This window comes from Pseudoroseicyclus tamaricis, assembly GCF_012070395.1.
Lineage (GTDB): Bacteria > Pseudomonadota > Alphaproteobacteria > Rhodobacterales > Rhodobacteraceae > Pseudoroseicyclus_A > Pseudoroseicyclus_A tamaricis.
The window spans coordinates 1,024,368-1,043,332 of the sequence record NZ_JAAFYS010000002.1 but is presented as its reverse complement, the minus strand read 5'-3'; the positions used below and the strand labels follow the sequence as shown (position 1 = coordinate 1,043,332).

Genomic DNA, 18,965 nt, shown 5'->3' with positions numbered 1-18,965 from the left:
GGCCTAGCCCCCGGTGCGCACCACGATGATCGTGAGAAGGGTGCCGAGCACCAGCCCGATCATGCCCCAGACGGCGGCCCATTGGGCGATGTCCTTGCCGACGCCGCCACGAGCGCGGGCGCGCCATGCGCCGAGGGCGGCGCCGATGAGAAGACCCGCGAGGGAAAAGAGCATGAAAACGATCCGCTGGTTAGCCGCTGACGTCGGGGCGCAGCCCCTCGATCTCTCTTTGCCGCGCCCGGACGATGCCGTCGGCGCCGTAGCCGTAGCGCGCCCAGCCGAGCGAGTCCACCACGAGGGCATCTGCCTGAGCGTCACGCCCGAGGAGCCGCAGCGCCTCGGCGCGGAAGAGCATGAGCGTGGCGAGGAGGGCGGCGTTCTCGGCCCGCGTGGCGACCTCGATCGCCGGGCCGGTGAGGGCCAGCACCTCCTCCGCATCCCCGTCGGAGAGGGCGAAGGCGGCAAGCTGCAGCGAGACATGCGCCTCGTGCAGGCGCGTGTCGGGCGCGGCGGCGAAGAGAAGGGCGGCGTTCTGGAAGGCGGTCAGCGCCCGCCCCCGGTCGCGCCCCAGCTCCAGCCGGCCGAGCGCATACCACGCGAAGCCCTGCTGCGCCGGGCCGAGGCCGAGCGCCCGCGCCTGGTTGACGGCTGCGGCGGCGGAGCGGCGCCGCTCGCCGGGGGAGGCGGCCGAGGCGAGGGAGGTCTCCACCAGCCGCTGCCAGTCGCGGGGGATCGCCGGCGTCGCGGCGACCGGCACGCGCTGGCCGGCGGGGTTGAGCCGCGCCAGGAGCGCGGGCAGACGCGCCGCCACCTCGGCCCGCGACATGCCGGAGCGCAGCTCGGGCGCGTAGAAGGCGCGCAGCATCAGCATGTCGAAGCCGGTGAGGACGGCGTGGATGTCATCGTCGTTGAAGGTGGAATCCGTCAGCCGGAAGAGATCGTTCAGCGGCCCCAGCGCCTGCGCCAGCTCCTCGTGGAGGCAGTTGCGGATCTCCTGCGGCGCGGCATCGGCGGGGATGAAGATCGACGCCTGCTGGCGGACATTCAGCGTCGCCCAGTCCAGCGCGGCGGAGCGGCGGTTGGCGAGGAAATCCTGCCAGCCCTGGATGCGGGGCACGACGAAACAGGCGGCGCGCGGCACGGCAGCGGAGAGATCGGCGCGGGGCACCGCCTCGACGATGATGGAGGCGTTGGCGTCACTCGTCAGCGAGATGGGGATGCCGGCCTCGTTGCGCAGCCGGGCGAGGAGGCCGCTGAGGTCCGTCGCCATCGTCGGCGGCACGTCGCCGGCGAGGCGCAGGGTGATCGGCCCCTCGTAGCGGGTGAGGATCGGCAGGTTGCGCCCGCTCTCCAGCTTGAAGGCGAGATCGAGGAAATCCTCCGCCATCTGGGCATTGCTGCGCGTCGGCGGGGCGGCGGCGCGCACGGGGAAGGTGCGCATCGGCGGCAGCGAGGAGGAGATGGGCATGTTGCGCGACACCTCCCCCCCGCTGCCGGCGACGCCGCTGGAGCCGGGGCCGGCATCGGGCACGGGTGCGCAGGAGGCCAGAAGGATGGCGAGGCTGGTGAGGAGGGGGCGGATCATGCGGGGCGCTGGTATTCGATGAAGGGCGTGAGCTCGCCGATGCGGTCATAGAGCCGGCGGGCGGTCGCGTTGCTGTCCTGCGTTATCCAGTAGACATGCGGCGCGCCGGCCGCGTCGGCGGCGGCATAGACCGCCTCGATCAGTGCCCGGCCGACGCCCTGGCCGCGGACGGCGGGGTCGGCGAAGAGATCCTGCAGGTAGCAGACATCATCGAGCCGCCAGCCGTGGCGGTGGAAGATGTAATGGGCCAGCCCGACCGGCCTGTCGCCCTGGAGCGCCAGCAGCCCGTGCATCGCCGTCTCGGCGGGATCGATGAGGCGCGCGAAGGTGGCGGCGTAGATCTCCTCCGGCAGCTCGGTCTCGTAGAAGGTCAGGTAACCCTGCCAGAGCTGGCGCCAGGCCGGCGCGTCTGCCTCCTCAAGCGGGCGGATGACCATTTGCCTGTCGCTCACGTTCGCTCCCTCGATGCCGCCCCGTCACTTGCAGGTTCGTCACTTGGTCCGGTCCGACACTTGGTCCGGTCCCCGGGCCGCTCCCCGAGTCTCTGCCCGGCCGGCGACTGGGCGATGATGCGACGGGCGGGGCGCCCATGCACGGACAATCTGGCCCCGCACAAAGGATTGACCGGCGGCGTGACCTGAAAGGCGCGAGGCGCGGGGCGCATCAACATCCTGTTCATGGATCGGCTGCTAGGGGCGCGCCTTGTTCTTTCGGCAAGGAGGACGCTTCATGCAACCCGCAGACAACCCCGACAACGCCTTGCGCATCTCGCGCACCGTACCCGCCACGCCGGAGGCGGTCTTCGCCTACTGGACGCGGGCGGAGCTGGTGAGCGCCTGGTTCGGCGCCGCACACGGCCTGACCGCGACCACCTGCCGCATGACCCCGCAGGTCGGCGGGCGCTGGGCGATCACGGCCACGGGGATGGAGCCGCTGTCGCGGATCCACGGCGCCTACCACGAGGTGGTGCCGGGCAAGCGGCTCGCCTTCAGCTACCAGATCGACGAGGTGATGCTGATGTCGATCATCAGCATCACCCTGAAGCGGACGAGCGGCGGCACCGAGCTGCAGCTCCTTCAGACGGGCTTTCCCGACCGCGTGACGCTCGAACAACACGCCCTGTCCTGGGCGCAGGGGATGTGGCTGATGGACGAGATCATGGTGGTCACCGGCGGCGGCATCGGCCCGAAGTGGATGTGCCCGGAGGACAGGCCGCTGACCGAGCTGGCCGACGACATCCGCCTCGTCCGCCGCCGCTTCGAGGATGACATGGCCGCCGTCAGCGGCCGCCGCCCCTTCTTCGACTGGCCCGACGACTACGCGCTGAGGCAATGACGCGGCGCCGCGCCCGCCCGCTACTCGCGCCCGCGGTTCAGGAAGGCGAGCCGCTCGAAGAGCGCGACGTCCTGCTCGTTCTTCAGCAAGGCACCGTGGAGGCGCGGCAGGGCCTCCTTCGGGTCGGCCCGCAGGTCCGCCGCCGTCAGATCCTCCGCCAGCAGCAGCTTCAGCCAGTCGAGCACCTCGGAGGTGGAGGGCTTCTTGCGCAGGCCCGGCGTCTCGCGCAGCTCGAAGAAGCGGGTGAGCGCGATGGCCAGCAGCTCCTCCTTCACGCCGGGGTGGTGGACGGCGACGATGCGGCGCAGCGTCTCCATGTCCGGGAAGCGGATGAAGTGGAAGAAGCAGCGCCGCAGGAAGGCGTCCGGCAGGTCCTTCTCGTTGTTGGAGGTGATGATGACGATGGGCCGCCTCGCGGCGCGGATCGTCTGCCCCGTCTCGTAGACGTGGAACTCCATGCGATCGAGCTCCTGCAGCAGGTCGTTGGGGAACTCGATATCCGCCTTGTCGACCTCGTCGATGAGCAGGACGCAGCGCTCGGGGGCGGCGAAGGCCTCCCACAGCTTGCCGGGGCGGATGTAGTTGGCGACGTCGTGGACCCGCTCGTCGCCGAGCTGGCTGTCGCGCAGGCGGCTGACGGCGTCGTACTCGTAGAGCCCCTGCTGGGCGCGGGTGGTGCTTTTCACGTGCCACTCGATGAGGCGGAGGCCAAGCGCCGCGGCGACCTGGCGGGCCAGCTCCGTCTTGCCGGTGCCCGGCTCGCCCTTCACGAGGAGCGGCCGCTCCAGCGTGATGGCGGCGTTCACGGCGACCATCAGGTCGGGGGTGGCGACATAGGCGTCGGTGCCGTCGAAGCGCAAGGCGGGCCTCCTTCTTGCTGCCCTTGCGGGGCCTTTCCCCTACCTGCCCCATTCCGCTGGCAGGCGATAGGTTTAGGGCAGGTTAAGAGGGGTGACTTATTTCAAGGACCGGGGTAAAGCAGCGGCAGTCAGAAGGGGGTACCGTATGTTTGGGGAACTCAAGGAACCCGGCGACGGTCGCGCAGAGGGAGCAGCGATGAAGGCCGAGACATTTCTGCCGGACGATTATCGTCCCGCCGAAGATGAACCGTTCATGAACGAGCGCCAGCTCGAGTACTTCCGCAGGAAGCTGCTGACATGGCGCAACGAACTTCTCTCCGACAGTCGCGACACGATCACGGGGATGAAGGACTCCACCCGCAACATCCCCGACATCGCCGACCGCGCCAGCGAAGAGACGGACCGGGCGCTGGAGTTGCGCACCCGCGACCGCCAGCGCAAGCTGGTCTCCAAGATCGATGCCGCGCTGCGGCGGATCGAGGAGGGCGAGTACGGCTATTGCGAGATCACCGGCGAGCCCATCTCCCTCAAGCGGCTCGACGCGCGCCCCATCGCCACGATGAGCCTCGAGGCGCAGGAGCGGCATGAGCGGCGCGAGAAGGTGCACCGCGACGATTGATCCCGGCCCGGCGGCGGCGACGCCGGCCCGGGCGGCTGACCCTGGGCGGAGCCGCGACGTGAAGGTCATCATTGCCGGCGCCGGTGTGGGCGGCCTCACCGCGGCCCTCGCCCTTGCCCGAGCGGGCGCCGAGGTCGAGGTCTGCGAGCAGAGCCCGGCGCTGCGCGATGCCGGCGGCGGCCTGCAGATCACCCCCAACGGAGCCCGGGTGCTGCACGCGCTGGGGCTGGAGGAGATGCTGGACGAGATCGGCATACGCTCCGAAGGTGTCCTCGCCCGCGACGGGCTGAGGGGGCGCACCCTCTTCCACATGCCCATCGGCGGCGACATCCCCTACCGCTTCGTCCACCGCTCGCGCCTGACGCAGGGCCTTGCCGAGGCGGCGGAGGCGGCGGGGGCCGAGATCCGCTTCGACCGCGGGGTCCGGCACCTGCTGCCCGATGGCGGGGTGGAGCTGCAATCGGGCGCCACCGTCGCCGCCGACCTCGCCGTCGGGGCGCAGGGCATCCATTCCCTCGCGCGGATGGAGCTGAACGGGGAGACGGCGCCGGTCTTCACCCGCAATGTGGCGTGGCGCGCCGTCCTGCCCGGGCCGTCGGTGCCCCGCTCGCAGATCTGGCTGCTGCCGGGGCGCCATGTCGTCAGCTACCCGCTGGGGCCGGAGCTGACCAACCTCGTCGCCGTGCGCGAGCAGGCGGCCTGGGTGGGAGAGGGCTGGCACCACCGAGACGCGCCGGGCGCCCTGCAGGGTGCCTTCGCCGATGCCTCGGACGACCTGCAGCGGATCTTCGCGCGGGTGGAGGAGGTGCACCTCTGGGGCCTCTTCCGCCACGACGTGGCGCAGGTCTGGCGTCGCGGCCGCTCCGTCATCCTCGGCGACGCGGCGCACCCGATGCTGCCCTTCCTCTCGCAGGGCGCCAACATGGCCATCGAGGATGGCTGGGCGCTGGCGGACGAGGTGGGCCGGGGCGAGGATATCGAGGCGGCGCTGGTGCGCTTCCAGGCCCGGCGGCAGCCCCGCGCGGCGGCGGTCGTTGCCGCCTCCCGCGGGCAGGCCGGGCTCTACCACCTGCGCGGGTTGCCGCGGGCGGGCGCCCATATTGCCTTGCGCGCCTCCGGCAGTCTCACCCCGCGCCTCATGCGTCGGCGGGTGAGCTGGATCTACGATCACGACGAGACGGCGGCCCGGGGCTGATCGCGGCGGGGGCGTCCCGGGTGGGCCCGCGCCCGCATATGGTCGCGCCGTCGGGGCTCAGGCGGCGAGCTCCAGCCAGACGGGGACGTGGTCGGACGGCTTGTCCTTGCCCCGCGCCTCCTTCTCGATCCAGCAGCCGCTCATCAGGTCCGCCGCCTCGGGCGAGAGCAGGAAGTGGTCGATGCGGATGCCGTCGTCGCGTTGCCACGATCCGCGCTGGTAATCCCAGAAGGAGTAGAAGCCGGGCCGCGGCTCCAGCGTGCGGAAGGCTTCCGTCAGGCCGAGGTTCTGCAACCGGCGGAAGGCGGCCCGGCTCTCCGGCCGGAAGAGCGCGTCCTCGCGCCAGTCGTCGGGACGGGCGACATCTTCCGCCTGCGGGATGACGTTGTAATCGCCGGCGAAGACGACCGGGGCTTCCAGCGTCAGCAGCGCCTCCGCCCGCGCCTCCATCCGCGCCATCCAGCCGAGCTTGTAGTCGAACTTCGGGCCCGGGGCGGGGTTGCCGTTGGGCAGGTAGAGGCAGCAGACGCGCACCGCCTGCTCGTCGCCCATGACCGTCGCCTCGATCCAGCGGGCATGGTCGTCCTCGGCATTGCCGGGCAGGCCGCGGGTGACATCCTCCAGCGGCAGGCGGGAGAGGAGGGCGACGCCGTTGAAGCTCTTCTGGCCGTGGGTGGCGACGTTGTAGCCCATGTCCTCGAAGAGCTCGCGCGGGAAGCTCTCGTCCTGCGCCTTGATCTCCTGCAGCATGGCGACGTCGGGCTTCTGCTCCTCCAGCCAGGTCCTGGCGGTCTCGAAGCGGGCGCGGATGCCGTTGATGTTGTAGGTCGCCAGTCGCATGCCGCTCTCCGGTGGTGGTTCGGGAGGGAGCATAGCGTCGGAGGCGGGGAGGTCACGTGGAAAGGGGCGGGGGCTCGGGAGACGTCTCCATCCGCGCTGCCCTCACACGCCGGCCCGTGGGGTGGCGCTGCAACGTTGGTGCGGCGCGCTTTATCCCTGCCAAGACCCTCCCTGCTTCGAGCGAGGCTCCAAGCCCAACCAGAGCGCCAGCCCGCGGGGACGGGCCGGCGCTCGCGCGGCGCCTTCGGCTTGATTCCGCGCGGGGGGTAGAGCGGGGACGTTGGTCTCGGGGGAAGACGGACAGGCCGGGTGCCTGCTCCGCCCGCCACGGGCACCGTCCTCTCACGCCGGCCCGTGGGGTGGCGCTCCGGTGCTCGTGCGGCGCGCTTTATGCCAGCCACGCCCCTCCTAGCCCTGAGCGGAGCACCAGGCCCAGCCAGAGCGCCAGCCCGCGGGGACGGGCCGGCGCTCGCGCGGCGGCCTGCGGCCTTGATTCCGCGCGGGGGTAAGAGCGGCGGCGGTGCGTCGTCGGGTGGGCTCAACCGGTCTACCCGGAAGCCGCCGGGGACGCGCCGCTGGCCGGCGGAACCAGCCCCAACCTCACATCGAGAACGACGTCCCGCAGCCGCAGGAGGAGCTCGCGTTGGGGTTGTCGATCACGAAGCGGGCGCCGATCAGCTCGTCGGTGAAGTCGATCTTCGCACCCGCCAGAAAGGGAAGGGAGACCGAGTCGACCACCACCTTCTGGCCGTCGTTCTCCAGCACGAGGTCGTCCTCGGCCGGATCGTCCAGGGTGATCTGGTACTGGAACCCCGAGCAGCCGCCGCCCTCGACGGCGACGCGCAGTGCCTTGCCGGAGGCGGCGGCACCGATCTCGGAGAGGCGCTCGTAGGCGCGGGGGGTGACTTCGGGCGGAAGGGTCAGCATCTGGCAAGCCTGCTTGTGTCTCGGCACATGCGATTCATATAAGGCCGCAGGCACCGACATCCAAGGCGAGGCAGCGCCGTATGCGACCCGAGGGCCCCGCGCCTTACGCGACCAACCCGGCCGAGAGCCGCGGCCGGCTTCATGCCGAGGAGGAGAGCCGCTACCGCTCGCCCTTCCAGCGCGACCGCGACCGCATCATCCATGCCTCCGCCTTCCGCCGGCTCAAGCACAAGACACAGGTCTTCATCGAGCACGAGGGCGATTACTTCCGCACGCGCCTCACGCATTCCATCGAGGTCGCGCAGGTCGCGCGCACCATCGCCGCCGCCCTCGGCCTCAACACCGAGCTGGCGGAGGCGGTGGCGCTCGCCCACGATCTCGGCCACCCGCCCTTCGGCCATACGGGGGAGGAGGCGCTGGATGCGCTCATGGCCCCCTATGGCGGCTTCGACCACAACGCCCAGGCGCTGCGGATCGTCACCCACCTGGAGCGCCACTATGCCGAGTGGGACGGGCTGAACCTGACATGGGAGACGCTGGAGGGCATCGCCAAGCACAACGGCCCCGTCCTGCCGCCGCTCCCCTGGGCGCTGGAGGCCTACGAGCGGCTGCAGAGCCTCGAGCTTTCCACCCATGCCAGCGCCGAGGCGCAGGCGGCGGCGCTCTCCGACGATATCGCCTATTCGCACCACGACCTGCACGACGGGCTGAGGGCGGAGCTCTTCTCCACCGACGAGCTGGCCGAGCTGCCGGTGCTGCGGGAGTGCTTCGCCGAGGTGGACAAGACGTACCCCGACCTCAACTACTACCGCCGCCGGCACGAGGCGCTGAGGCGCTTCTTCGGCATCCTCGTCGAGGACGTCATCGACCTGGCGCTGAAGACGCTGGGAGATCTCTCGCCACAGAACGTTGCCGAGGTGCGCCATGCCGGGAAGATGGTGGTGCGATTCTCCGAGCCACTGTGGCAGGATCTGAAGGTGATCCGCACTTTCCTCTTCCACCGCATGTACCGCGCCCCGGCCGTCGTCGAGATGCGCGAGCAGGTGACGCAGGTGGTCGAGGAGTTGTTCCCGCTCTACATGGCGGCCCCCGAGAACCTGCCCCGCCAATGGCGCAAGGATGTCGCGGAGGCGGAAGGAGATACGGCGCTGGCCCGGATCGTTTGCGACTACATTGCCGGGATGACAGACCGGTTCGCCATTCAGGAACATCAGCGGCTCACGGGCCGCCCCACCGTCGTCGCCCCGGGGGTGATGAATGCACGGTGAGGGGCTGACGGCCCTCGGCGCCATCGGGCTCGTCGGTGTCGCCGGCGTCGGCGCGCAGTGGATCGCGTGGCGGATGCAGCTGCCCGCCATCGTGCTGATGCTGATCGTCGGCCTGATCTTCGGCCCCGTCCTCGGCGTGCTCAACCCGCAGGAGACGATCGGCGACCTGTCTGGGCCGATCATCTCGCTCGCCGTCGCCATCATCCTCTTCGAGGGCGGGCTGACGCTGAACCTGCGGGGCCTGCGCGACGCGGCCAGCGGGGTCAGGCGCCTCATCTTCCCCGGCGCGGTGCTGGGCTGGGTCCTCTCGGTGCTGGCGCTGCATTACGTCGCCGGGCTGAGCTGGGAGACGTCATGGGTCTTCGGCGGCATCATGATCGTCACCGGGCCGACGGTGATCGCGCCGCTGCTGCGGCAGGCGCGGCTCGCCCGGCGCCCGGCGGCTCTGCTGCAATGGGAGGCCATCGCCAACGATCCGCTCGGCGCGCTTGCGGCGGTGCTGGCCTTCGAGATCGTGCTCGTCGCGCGCGCGGCGGAGACGGCGCCGGCGGCGATCCGCGACCTCGTGCTCGGCATCCTCCTCGCCACGGGGCTGGGCTTCGCCGTGGGCCGGGGGCTGGCATGGTCCTTCCGCAATGCGCGGGTGCCGGAATACATGAAGGTGCCGGTGATCTTCGTCGCCGTGCTCGGCGCCTTCAGCCTCTCCGACGCGCTGCTCCACGAATCCGGCCTGCTGACGGTGACGATCCTCGGCCTCGTCCTCGCCAACTCGCGCCTCGCCTCGCTGCAGGAGGTGCGGCGCTTCAAGGAGCACGCGACGGTGCTGCTCGTCTCCGGCGTCTTCATCCTGCTGGCGGCGAGCTTCGATGTCGCGGCGCTGGAGCGGCTGGACTGGCGGGCGCCGCTCTTCGTGGCGGTGGTGATCCTGCTGGTGCGGCCGGCGGCGGTGTTCCTGTCGCTGCTGGGCACCGACATCCCGCAGAAGGAGCGGGTGCTCGTCGCCTTCACCGGCCCGCGCGGCGTGGTGCTGATGGCCGTCGCCGGCCTCTTCGGCGAGCGGCTGACGGAGGCGGGGGTTGCCGACGGCTACGACATCATCCCGCTGGCCTTCCTGCTCGTCGCGGCGACGGTGGTGATCCACGGCTTCTCGCTGAAGCCGCTGGCGCAGGCGCTGGGCCTGTCGCGCGCCGTGCCGGGGCTGATGATCCTCGGCGCCAACCGCTTCACGCTGGCGCTCTCCGAGGCGCTGACCAAGGCGGAGGTGCCGGTGATCCTGACGGACACCAACCATTACCGCCTCGGCCCGGCGCGGCAGGCGGGGGTGGAGACCTATTCGGGCGACATCCTCTCCGAGGCGGCCGAGCACCGGGTGGAGCTGATCCGCTACAACACGCTCCTCGCCGCCTCCGACAACGAGGCGCACAACACGCTGGTGGCGACGGACCTCGCGCCCGAGTTCGGCCGCGAGAATGTCTGGCAGCTGCGCCGGGCCCGCGAGGACAGCCCCCGCCACGCGCTGCCGGCCAGCCTCGGCGGGCGCACGCCGCTCGGCGAGAAGAGCCTCGGCGAGCTGGAGGGCATGATGGCCGAGGGCTGGCGCGCCCGCGTCACGAAGCTGACCGAGGAGTTCACCTTCGACGACTGGCGCGCCCGCCAGCCGGAGGCGCTGGTCTTCGCGGTGATCAATGACGACGGGCTGAAGATCCTCGGCCCCGAGGACGAGGTGAAGTCCACCGACGGCACCCGCCTCGTCGCCCTCGTCCCCCCCGACGCGGCACCGGCGATCGAGGAGGAGAAGGAGGCCGAGGAGCGCGAGCCGCTCCCCGAGGGCTCCGCCGACGAGGAGGAAGCCGCCGAGCAGGCCGCCGATGCCGAGGCGGAGCTGGAGGATGCCGAGCAGGAGGCCGGGGCGAGCGACGCCGAACGCCGCGCCTGAGGGCCGTTCCGGGCGGCGATTTCCATATGGAAATCGCAGGCGGAAACCATGTGGTTTCCGCGCGCCGCGGGGCCGGGGGCGCGGGATGGCGGATGTCGGAGGGGGGCTGTCTGCCCCCCGCTGGCTGCGCCAGCCCCCCCGAGGAATACTTCGGGAAAAGCGAGAGCCGGGGTGGGGGGCTGACGTCGCGCCCGGAGCGGCCGGCGGGGCGGCGCCGCGTTGACGGGGCAGGGCGCATCTGCCAGAGGGTTTGCCCGACAAGGAGCACCCGATGAATCTCTTCGCCGATATCCGCCTCGCCGTCACCGACGCGCTGGAGGCGATGATGGCGGCGGGCGAGCTGCCCGCCGGACTGGACCTGACCAACGTGACCGTCGAGCCGCCGCGAGATGCGGGGCACGGCGACATGGCCACCAATGCCGCCATGGTTCTGGCCAAGCCGGCCGGGCGCAAGCCGCGCGACATCGCCGAGGCGCTGGCGACGCGGCTGGCCGAGGACGGGCGCATCGCCGCCGCCGAGGTGGCGGGGCCGGGCTTTCTCAACCTGCGGCTGGCGCCCGAGGCGTGGCACGGCATCCTGCGCGCGGCGCTGGGGGGCGAGGGCTACGGCCGCTCCACCGTGGGGCAGGGGCAGAAGGTCAACGTCGAGTACGTCTCCGCCAACCCGACGGGGCCCATCCATGTCGGCCACACCCGCGGCGCCGTCTACGGCGACGCGCTGGCCGAGCTGCTGGCCTATGCCGGCCATGACGTCACGCGCGAATACTACATCAACGACGGCGGCGCGCAGGTCGACGTCGTCGCCCGCTCCGTCTTCGAGCGCTACCGTGAGGCCTGCGGCCAGAGCCCGGAGATTGCCGAGGGGCTCTATCCGGGCGAGTACCTGATCCCCGTCGGCGAGGCGCTGAAGGCCGAATACGGCGACAGCCTCCTCGGCCAGCCGGAGGAGCAGTGGCTGCCGCTGGTGCGCCCCTTCGCCACCGACCGGATGATGGATCTCATCCGCGCCGATCTCGCCGCCGTGGGCATCGAGATGGATGTCTACTTCTCCGAGAAGTCCCTCTACGGCACCGGCCGCATCGAGGCGGCGCTGGAGGAGCTGGACGGCAAGGGCCTGATCTACCGCGGCGTGCTGGAGCCGCCGAAGGGCAAGATGCCGGAGGACTGGGAGCCGCGCGAGCAGACGCTCTTCCGCTCCACCGCCCATGGCGACGACGTGGACCGGCCGGTGCGCAAGTCCGACGGGGCATGGACCTATTTCGCCCCCGACATCGCCTATCACTACGACAAGATCGAGCGCGGCTTCGACCAGCTGATCGACGTGCTCGGCGCCGATCACGGCGGCTACGTCAAGCGGCTGAAGGCCGTCGTCGCCGCCCTGTCGGAGGAGCGGGTGCCGCTCGACGTCAAGCTCTGCCAGATCGTGCGGCTCTACAAGAACGGCGAGCCGTTCAAGATGTCCAAGCGGGCCGGCACCTTCATCACGCTGGCCGACCTCGTCGAGCAGGTGGGCAAGGATGCCGTGCGCTTCCACATGCTTACCCGCAAGAACGACGCGCCGCTCGATTTCGACTTCGACAAGGTGCTCGAGCAGAGCAAGGAAAACCCCGTCTTCTACGTGCAATACGCCCATGCCCGCGTGCACTCGGTGCTCCGCAAGGCGGCCGAGCAGGGGGTGGAGGTGACGCCGGAGGCGCTGGCACGGGCCGATTTCTCCTCCCTCGGCCACGAGGCGGAGCTGAAGCTCGCCCGTTCCATCGCCGAATGGCCGCGGCTGGTGGAGATCGCGGCGCGCACGCACGAGCCGCACCGCATCGCCTTCTACCTCTACGACCTCGCCAGCGACTTTCACGCGCTGTGGAACCGGGGCAACGACGAGCCCTCGCTGCGCTTCCTGCAGGACGATATGGCAACAGCGCAGGCGAAGATCGGCCTCGCCCGGGCGGCGGCGATTGTCATTGCGGCCGGTTTGGGTATCCTCGGCGTCACTCCGGTGGAGGAGATGCGCTAGGGGCGCCTCTCGGACCAGAGCGCGAGAACGCGCCGCATCCGCCGGGGTTTGAGGAGAGAGACCAGGCAAGCGGCGGCGCGAGACCGCCGGGGCAGTGAGGCAGAGATGGCGGCGATTCCCGATGGCACGATGCCGGGGCGCGGTGGGGTGAGCCCCCGCGCGGTGGTGCAACTTGCAGGGGCGACGCTCTCGCTGGCGCTGGTCGCCGGGATCGGCGTCTGGGGCTACAAGGTGATGCTGCGCGACGCGACCGGGGTGCCGGTGGTGCGCGCCATGTCCGGCCCGATGCGAGAGGCGCCGGCGAGCCCCGGCGGCGAGGTGGCCCCGCATATGGGCCTCTCCGTCAACGAGGTCGCCGCGCTCGGCACCGCCGCTCCCGATTCCGACGCCCTTATCCTCGCCCCCCAGCCGCTGACGCTGGCGGATGAGGACCTCAAGCACGTCATGACCGCCGAGGCGGACGACACCCGCGGCGCCGTGCAGAAGGAGGAGGCGGAGACGCCGATTCTGACCTCGCTCTCCGCTGAGGAGGGCGAGACGCTCGACGCCCAGGGCGTCATCGCCATGGCCGACGCCATCGCCGCCCTCGCCGCGGCGCCCGAGGGCGCCGAGGAGGCCGGCCTGCCGGCCGAGGAGGTGGCCGCCGCCGCGCCCGAGGATGACGAGATCACCGCCGGCCCGGACGGGGCCGCCGTCCAGGTGGAGGAGGTCGAGCCCGGCGAGCTTCAGCCCGTGCCCGATGCCGAGGAGCTGCCTGTCGTCGCGCTCGTCGACCCGTCCGTCCCCGGCGTTGCCCGCTCCCTCCGCCCGCCATCGCGGCCCGCGACCGTCACCGCCGTTGCCGCCACGCCGGCCGCCCCGGCCCAGACGGAGGATCTGCAGGTCGCCGAGACGCCGCTGCCGGCCGGCACCGTTCTCGTGCAGCTCGGCGCCTTCGCCTCGGCGGAGCTGGCCAACGACGCCTGGGCGGCGATCACCAGCCAGTTCGGAGAGCTGATCGGCGAGCGCGAGCCGGTGGTGCAGACGGCGCAGGCCGGCGGCTCCACCTTCTATCGCCTGCGCATGAAGGGCTTCGACGCCCTCGGCGACGCGCGCCGCTTCTGCTCCGCCCTCGCCGCCGAAGACGCCGGCTGCATCCCCTACCTGGTGGATTGATGCCCGCCGCCGCGATCCTCGGCGTCGAGGGCACGAGGCTGACCGGGGCGGAGCGCGGCTTCCTCGCCGAGACCCAGCCCTGGGGCTTCATCCTCTTCGCCCGCAACGTCGAGACGCCCGAGCAGCTGACCGCGCTGACCGGCGAACTGAGGGAGAGCGTCGGCCGCGACGCCCCCATCCTGATCGACCAGGAGGGCGGGCGCGTGCAGCGGATGCGCGCGCCCCACTGGCCGGAATACCTGCCGGCGCTGGACCAGATGGCCCGCGCCGCCGATCCGCTCCGCGCCCAGTGGCTGCGCCACCGCCTCATCGCCCATGACCTCCACAGCGTCGGCATCGATACCGATTGCGCCCCGCTGGCCGATCTGGTGGAGCCGGAGACCCACCCGATCCTCCGCAACCGCCTCTATGGTGGCGACATTCCCACCGTCGTCGCCGCCGCCCAGGCCGCCGCGGAGGGGCTGCTGGCCGGTGGCGTGCTGCCGGTGCTCAAGCACATTCCCGGCTACGGGCGCGCCAATGTCGATTCTCACCTCGAGCCGGCCCGCGTCACCGCCTCCGCCGAGGCGCTCCGGGCGCGGGATTTCGCGCCCTTCCGCGAGCTGCGCGGGATGGCCATCGGCATGACCGCCCACGCCATCTACGACGCCATCGACGCGGGCCGCCCGGCCACCCTCTCCCCCGATGTCATCGCCCTGATCCGGGAGGAGATCGGCTTCACCGGCCTCTTGATGACCGACGACATCTCGATGGAGGCGCTCTCCGGCTCCCTGCCGGAGCGATGCGCCAACGCCATTGCGGCCGGATGCGACCTCGTGCTCCACTCCAACGGCAGGATGACGGAGATGGAAGAGGTGATCGCCGCCGCCGGCGCCATGGGTCCCGAGGCGGAGGCCCGGGGCGAGGCGGCGCTGGCGCAGCGCCACGCGCCGGAGCCGGCGGATATCTCGGGCCTCAGGGCCGAGCTGGCCGACCTTCTGGGGTAGCTCGTCTGGAGTAGGATGGAAGAGAGCAACGTCACATCCATCGAGGCGCGGCGCGCGGCCGAGGCGCTCATCGTCGATGTCGAGGGATACGAGGGGCCGCTCGACGTGCTCCTCATGCTCTCGCGCACCCAGAAGGTCGACCTGCGGCAGATCTCCATCCTTGCCCTCGCCGAGCAGTACCTCGCCTTCGTTGAGGAGGCCAAGGCGCTCAGGATCGAGCTGGCGGCAGATTACCTCGTCATGGCGGCGTGGCTGGCCTTCCTGAAATCCCGCCTTCTGCTGCCGCCCGACCCGGCGGAGGAGGGGCCCTCGGGCGAGGAGCTGGCGGCGCACCTCGCCTTCCAGCTGGAACGGCTGGCGGCAATGCGCGAGCGCGCGGCGGACCTCATGGCCCGCGACCGGCGGGGCCGCGAGTTCTTTGCCCGCGGCATCACGGCGGACGTCACCCGCGTGCGCCGCATCACCTGGACGGCAAGCCTCCTCGACCTCATGCAGGCCTATGCACGGCTGCAGACGAAGGGCGAGTTCCGCCCCTTCGTGCTCGACCGCGAGTCGATCTACACGATGGAGGAGGCGCTGGCCGACCTGCGCCCCATCATCGGCGCCCAGCACAGCTGGTCCGACATCTCCCGCTTCCTCCCCGCCGGATGGGCGGAGGAGCCGAAGAAGCGCCGCTCCGCCACCGCCGCCACCTTCGCGGCGATGCTGGAGCTGGTGAAGGAGGGCCGCGCGGAGCTGCGGCAGGGCGAGACCTTCGCCCCCATCGAGGTGCGCGGCAAGAGCGGCCGCGATGGCTGAGCGCGAGCAGAGCCTCTTCGAGGCGCCGCCCATGGGCGAGCAGGAGCGGATGGTGGAGGCGATGCTCTTCGCCTCCGCCGAGCCGCTCACGATCCAGCAGATGATCGGGCGGATGCCCCACGGCTCCGAGCCGGCGGAGGCTGTCCAGCACCTGCGCCGCCGCTACGAGGGGCGCGGCGTGCAGGTGGTGCGCGTCGGAGAGGCCTGGGCGATCCGCACGGCGCCCGACCTCGGCTTCCTGATGCGCGAGGAGGTGGTGGAGCAGAAGAAGCTCTCCCGCGCCGCCATCGAGACGCTGGCCATCATCGCCTACCACCAGCCGGTGACGCGGGCGGAGATCGAGGAGATCCGCGGTGTCTCCGTCTCCCGCGGGACGATCGACCAGCTTCTGGAGCTCGACTGGATCCGCCTCGGCCGCCGCAAGATGACCCCCGGCCGGCCAGTCACCTTCGTGGTGACGCCGGCCTTCCTCGATCACTTCGGCCTCGAGACGCCGCGCGACCTGCCCGGCCTGCGGGAGCTGCGCGCCGCCGGCCTGCTGGAGAATCGCCCGCCGCCCGGGACGGAGGCGGAGGAGGGGCCGCAGGCCGATGACAGCCAGGGCGACATGTTCGGCGAGGAGGCCGAGGACGGGCCCGAAAGTTAAAGGCCCGGGAATCAGAGGATCGTCCGGAAAGAAGCGCCGTCATTTCAGGAGCCAGGTGACGTTTTCTTAAGAAAGCCATGTCCACGATGCTCGCCATAGAGCGCCGGTTGGCGCGAGAGGGAGGGCAGAATGCTCGAAAAGATGGCATGGCGGCGATCGACCCGGGGGATCAGTGAAGTCCGGCGCGCCCTGCGCATCTCACGTGGGCTGGAGCGACTTGGGCCCGATTTCGCAACGATGGGGCTGGCGGTCGCCGCCCTCTCGCTGGTCGGCTACGCCGTCGATCTGTCGCTGCCCGGGCTCGGCACCGAAGGCGGGCCCCACCCCTTCACGATGCTTTGCGCCGCGGCCCTTGCCCTTGCCATGGTTCTGCCCCGCCGCCTGGGGGAGGGGTATCACCTGCGCAGCGCGATTGCGCTCGCGGTGACCGCGCTTCTGCTGTGGCGCGCCCTCGGCCTGTTCTACCCGCCCCTGACCGATCCCATGGAGCTGCTCGGCCACCTCTGGCCGGCGCCGGCCGGGGCGGGGGCCAAGGTGCCGGATGTCACCGCGACGGGGCCGCCCGCCCTGCTGCTGCTCGGGCTGACGGCCATGTCTCTCATGGATCGCCGCCGCTCGGCCTTCGGCCTCAGCTTCGCCCTTGGTGCTGCGTCGCTCATCACCTGCCTGCTGGTCGGATATGCCCAAGGTGTCCCGTCGCTGGGGCACACGACCCCCGCCACCATCGCCGCCGCCGCGCTGCTGACCATCGCGGCGCTCTGCCGGCAGGGCTGCCCCACGATGATTCGCCTGCTGCGCTCGCAGGGTGAGACCGGGCTGATCCTGCGCCGGCAGCTGATCTTCTCGCTCGCCGGGCTCTGGGGGCTGGCGGTGCTGGTCCTCTGGATCAAGCCATCCGACTGGCTGGAGCCGGGGCCGCTGGTGGCGACGGCGATGATCGTGGCCGCAATGCTGGGCATCGGCTCCACCTTCGGCCGGCTGGCGGCGGCGGAGGCGGAACGTCAGCGCCACCTGCTGAGGCTGGAGCAGCTCTCCTCCACCGACGAGCTGACCGGCCTCGCCAACCGCCGCACCGCGCAGTCTTTCGCGGAGGCGACCTTCCGCGCCGCCCAGCGGCATGCGCGCCCGCTGAGCGTGGTGATGATCGACATCGACGGCTTCAAGTGCGTGAACGACGCGCATGGCCATCATGTGGGTGACGAGGTCCTTGCCGACGTCGCGCAGCTCTTCCAGTCGATCCTGCGCCCGTCGAGCGTCATCTCCCGCTGGGGCGGGGAGGAGTTCCTGCTCATCCTCCCCGAGACAGCGCTGGCCGGCGCCCTCGCCACGGCGGAGCGACTGCGGCAATCGCTGGAGACGTCGATCTTCCTGCCCTGCGGCAGCGCCGTCACCGCCTCGCTCGGCTGCGCCGAGATGACCGGCGAGACGACGTCGCTCACCGAGCTGCTCGCCCGGGCCGACACAGCGCTCTACAAGGCCAAGGACGGCGGTCGCAACCGGGTGGAGCCCGCGCCGGTGCAGGAGGAGGGACTTGGCGGCGAGGTGCCGGCCAACGTCGCCGAGGAGCCTGCGGATACGGTGCCGGCCTGAGGCCGCGGCAGGGGAGGTGGCCCTCGCTCCGGCGGGCGGGGCCGGCGAGACCGGTCGGTCAGGCGGCGCGTGGACAGGGCCGAAGAGCCCTGGGCCCTAAAGCTCCGGCGCGGCGAAATGCTTGGCGAGCCGCAGGCCCTGGCCCTGGTAGTTCGACGCGATCTCCCGCCCGTAGAGGCGGTCCGGCGGCGCTGCCATCCGCTCGTAGACCAGCCGCCCCACGATTTGCCCATGCTCCAGCACGAAGGGGGCCTCGTGGCAGCGCACCTCCAGCACGCCGCGGCTGCCGGCGCCGCCGGCCTCCGAATGGCCGAAGCCCGGGTCGAAGAAGCCGGCGTAGTGGACGCGGAACTCGCCGACCATGGCGAGGTAGGGCGCCATCTCCGCCGCGTGGCTGGGTGGGATCGTCACCGCCTCGCGGCTGACGAGGATGTAGAAGGCGCCGGGATCGAGGATGACGGCGCCATGCGCGCCTTCCCGCTCGGGGCGGATCGGCTCCCAGAACGCCTCCGGCGGGTAGTGGGCGATGCGGTCGAGGTCGATGACGCCGGAATGCGGCTTGGCCCGCCAGCCGGCCAGCTTGCCGCGCAGATCGACGGAGAAGCCGAGCCCCTCGTCGATATGCGGCGCGCCGTCCACCAGTGGCGTCTGGTCATGGAGCGCCCGCAGCTCGCCATCGCTCAGGCGCGCCTCGCCCTCGCGGAAGCGGATCTGGCTGAGCCGCATCCCCGGCCGCACGAGGACGGAGAAGCTGCGCGGGCAGATCTCTGCGTAAAGCGGGCCATCATAACCCGCTGGAATCCGGTCGAATTCCGCCCCGCCATCGATGATCGCCCGGGTGAGCAGGTCGAGCCGGCCGGTGGAGCTCTTGGCGTTGGCGACGGCGGAGATGCCCTCCGGCAGGGCCAGCCGCTCCATCAGCGGGACGAGATAGACGCAGCCCTTCTCCAGCACGGCGCCGGGGCGCAGATCGATCTCGTGCATGGCGAGGTCCGCGAGCCGATCCTCAACCCGCCGGCCCTCGCCGGGCAGGAAGGAGGCGCGCAGGCGCCAGGCTTTCGTGCCCAAACGCAGATCGAGGCTGGCGGGTTGAACCTGTTCGGGAAGGACGGGCCGGCCGGCGGCGATCTCGCCGCGGGCGAGCATCGCCTCGATGTGCTGGCAGGGCAAAACGCCGCTCATCCAAACCTCCTCGGGCCGGAGCCCCGATAGCA

At 71.2% G+C, this 18,965-nt stretch carries 18 protein-coding genes; 11 read left to right on the top strand and 7 right to left on the bottom strand.

What is annotated here, in order from left to right; all coding sequences use genetic code 11:
* Nucleotides 1-3: 3 nt before the first annotated feature.
* From GY170_RS11435 to GY170_RS11425, 3 genes are read right to left on the bottom strand one after another with little or no spacing between them, the layout of a single operon-like run.
* Complete coding sequence (locus GY170_RS11435) at nucleotides 4-174, bottom strand: hypothetical protein (RefSeq protein WP_167803315.1); 171 nt, start codon at nucleotides 172-174, stop codon at nucleotides 4-6.
* Nucleotides 175-190: 16 nt separating this feature from the next.
* Nucleotides 191-1,585, bottom strand: a complete 1,395-nt coding sequence (locus tag GY170_RS11430; RefSeq protein ID WP_163893629.1) for a DUF2927 domain-containing protein — start codon at nucleotides 1,583-1,585, stop codon at nucleotides 191-193.
* A complete protein-coding gene (locus GY170_RS11425; protein ID WP_163893865.1) occupies nucleotides 1,582-2,022 on the bottom strand; it encodes a GNAT family N-acetyltransferase in 441 nt (146 codons plus the stop codon). The genes GY170_RS11430 and GY170_RS11425 overlap by 4 nt, the downstream gene beginning before the upstream one ends.
* A gap of 292 nt (nucleotides 2,023-2,314) precedes the next feature.
* On the opposite strand from GY170_RS11425, the gene GY170_RS11420 reads away from it, so the two are divergent.
* Complete coding sequence (locus GY170_RS11420; RefSeq protein WP_163893627.1) at nucleotides 2,315-2,920, top strand: SRPBCC family protein; 606 nt, start codon at nucleotides 2,315-2,317, stop codon at nucleotides 2,918-2,920.
* A 20-nt stretch (nucleotides 2,921-2,940) separates the two neighbouring features.
* Here the strand turns inward: GY170_RS11420 and GY170_RS11415 are convergent, their stop codons facing one another.
* Nucleotides 2,941-3,780 (bottom strand): AAA family ATPase, encoded by an 840-nt coding sequence (locus GY170_RS11415; protein ID WP_163893625.1) that lies wholly within the window; start codon nucleotides 3,778-3,780, stop codon nucleotides 2,941-2,943.
* 196 nt (nucleotides 3,781-3,976) lie between these two features.
* Here GY170_RS11415 and dksA point away from each other — a divergent pair, with 196 nt between their 5' ends.
* The gene (dksA, locus tag GY170_RS11410) at nucleotides 3,977-4,399 is read left to right on the top strand and encodes an RNA polymerase-binding protein DksA (protein ID WP_163893622.1); all 423 of its coding nucleotides are present in this window, start codon (nucleotides 3,977-3,979) and stop codon (nucleotides 4,397-4,399) included.
* A 58-nt stretch (nucleotides 4,400-4,457) separates the two neighbouring features.
* The gene (locus GY170_RS11405; protein ID WP_235937836.1) at nucleotides 4,458-5,594 is read left to right on the top strand and encodes an FAD-dependent monooxygenase; all 1,137 of its coding nucleotides are present in this window, start codon (nucleotides 4,458-4,460) and stop codon (nucleotides 5,592-5,594) included.
* A gap of 57 nt (nucleotides 5,595-5,651) precedes the next feature.
* Here the strand turns inward: GY170_RS11405 and xth are convergent, their stop codons facing one another.
* Nucleotides 5,652-6,434 carry an exodeoxyribonuclease III gene (gene xth / locus GY170_RS11400; RefSeq protein ID WP_163893618.1) on the bottom strand — a complete coding sequence of 261 codons (783 nt, stop codon included), beginning with the start codon at nucleotides 6,432-6,434 and terminating at the stop codon, nucleotides 5,652-5,654.
* Between the two features lie 600 nt (nucleotides 6,435-7,034).
* A complete protein-coding gene (locus GY170_RS11395) occupies nucleotides 7,035-7,361 on the bottom strand; it encodes a HesB/IscA family protein (RefSeq protein WP_163893616.1) in 327 nt (108 codons plus the stop codon).
* 80 nt (nucleotides 7,362-7,441) lie between these two features.
* Between GY170_RS11395 and GY170_RS11390 the strand changes: the two genes are divergently transcribed.
* From GY170_RS11390 to GY170_RS11355, 8 genes are all read left to right on the top strand, one after another.
* The gene (locus tag GY170_RS11390) at nucleotides 7,442-8,629 is read left to right on the top strand and encodes a deoxyguanosinetriphosphate triphosphohydrolase (RefSeq protein ID WP_163893614.1); all 1,188 of its coding nucleotides are present in this window, start codon (nucleotides 7,442-7,444) and stop codon (nucleotides 8,627-8,629) included.
* Nucleotides 8,619-10,565 (top strand): cation:proton antiporter, encoded by a 1,947-nt coding sequence (locus tag GY170_RS11385; RefSeq protein ID WP_163893612.1) that lies wholly within the window; start codon nucleotides 8,619-8,621, stop codon nucleotides 10,563-10,565. Before GY170_RS11390 ends, GY170_RS11385 begins: the two co-directional genes overlap by 11 nt.
* A gap of 271 nt (nucleotides 10,566-10,836) precedes the next feature.
* Nucleotides 10,837-12,576 (top strand): arginine--tRNA ligase, encoded by a 1,740-nt coding sequence (argS, locus tag GY170_RS11380; protein ID WP_163893610.1) that lies wholly within the window; start codon nucleotides 10,837-10,839, stop codon nucleotides 12,574-12,576.
* A 105-nt stretch (nucleotides 12,577-12,681) separates the two neighbouring features.
* On the top strand, nucleotides 12,682-13,731 hold the full coding sequence (locus GY170_RS11375; protein ID WP_235924102.1) for an SPOR domain-containing protein: 1,050 nt from the start codon (nucleotides 12,682-12,684) through the stop codon (nucleotides 13,729-13,731).
* On the top strand, nucleotides 13,731-14,717 hold the full coding sequence (locus GY170_RS11370) for a glycoside hydrolase family 3 protein (protein ID WP_163893608.1): 987 nt from the start codon (nucleotides 13,731-13,733) through the stop codon (nucleotides 14,715-14,717). The genes GY170_RS11375 and GY170_RS11370 overlap by 1 nt, the downstream gene beginning before the upstream one ends.
* Nucleotides 14,718-14,732: 15 nt before the next feature.
* Entirely contained in the window at nucleotides 14,733-15,515 is a 783-nt protein-coding gene (locus GY170_RS11365) for a segregation and condensation protein A (protein WP_163893606.1), read from the top strand.
* Complete coding sequence (scpB, locus tag GY170_RS11360; RefSeq protein WP_163893604.1) at nucleotides 15,508-16,161, top strand: SMC-Scp complex subunit ScpB; 654 nt, start codon at nucleotides 15,508-15,510, stop codon at nucleotides 16,159-16,161. The genes GY170_RS11365 and scpB overlap by 8 nt, the downstream gene beginning before the upstream one ends.
* A 129-nt stretch (nucleotides 16,162-16,290) precedes the next feature.
* Nucleotides 16,291-17,751 (top strand): GGDEF domain-containing protein, encoded by a 1,461-nt coding sequence (locus GY170_RS11355; RefSeq protein ID WP_163893602.1) that lies wholly within the window; start codon nucleotides 16,291-16,293, stop codon nucleotides 17,749-17,751.
* A 96-nt stretch (nucleotides 17,752-17,847) separates the two neighbouring features.
* Here the strand turns inward: GY170_RS11355 and GY170_RS11350 are convergent, their stop codons facing one another.
* A complete protein-coding gene (locus tag GY170_RS11350; RefSeq protein WP_163893600.1) occupies nucleotides 17,848-18,933 on the bottom strand; it encodes a 2'-deoxycytidine 5'-triphosphate deaminase in 1,086 nt (361 codons plus the stop codon).
* Between the last annotated feature and the right edge of the window lie 32 nt (nucleotides 18,934-18,965).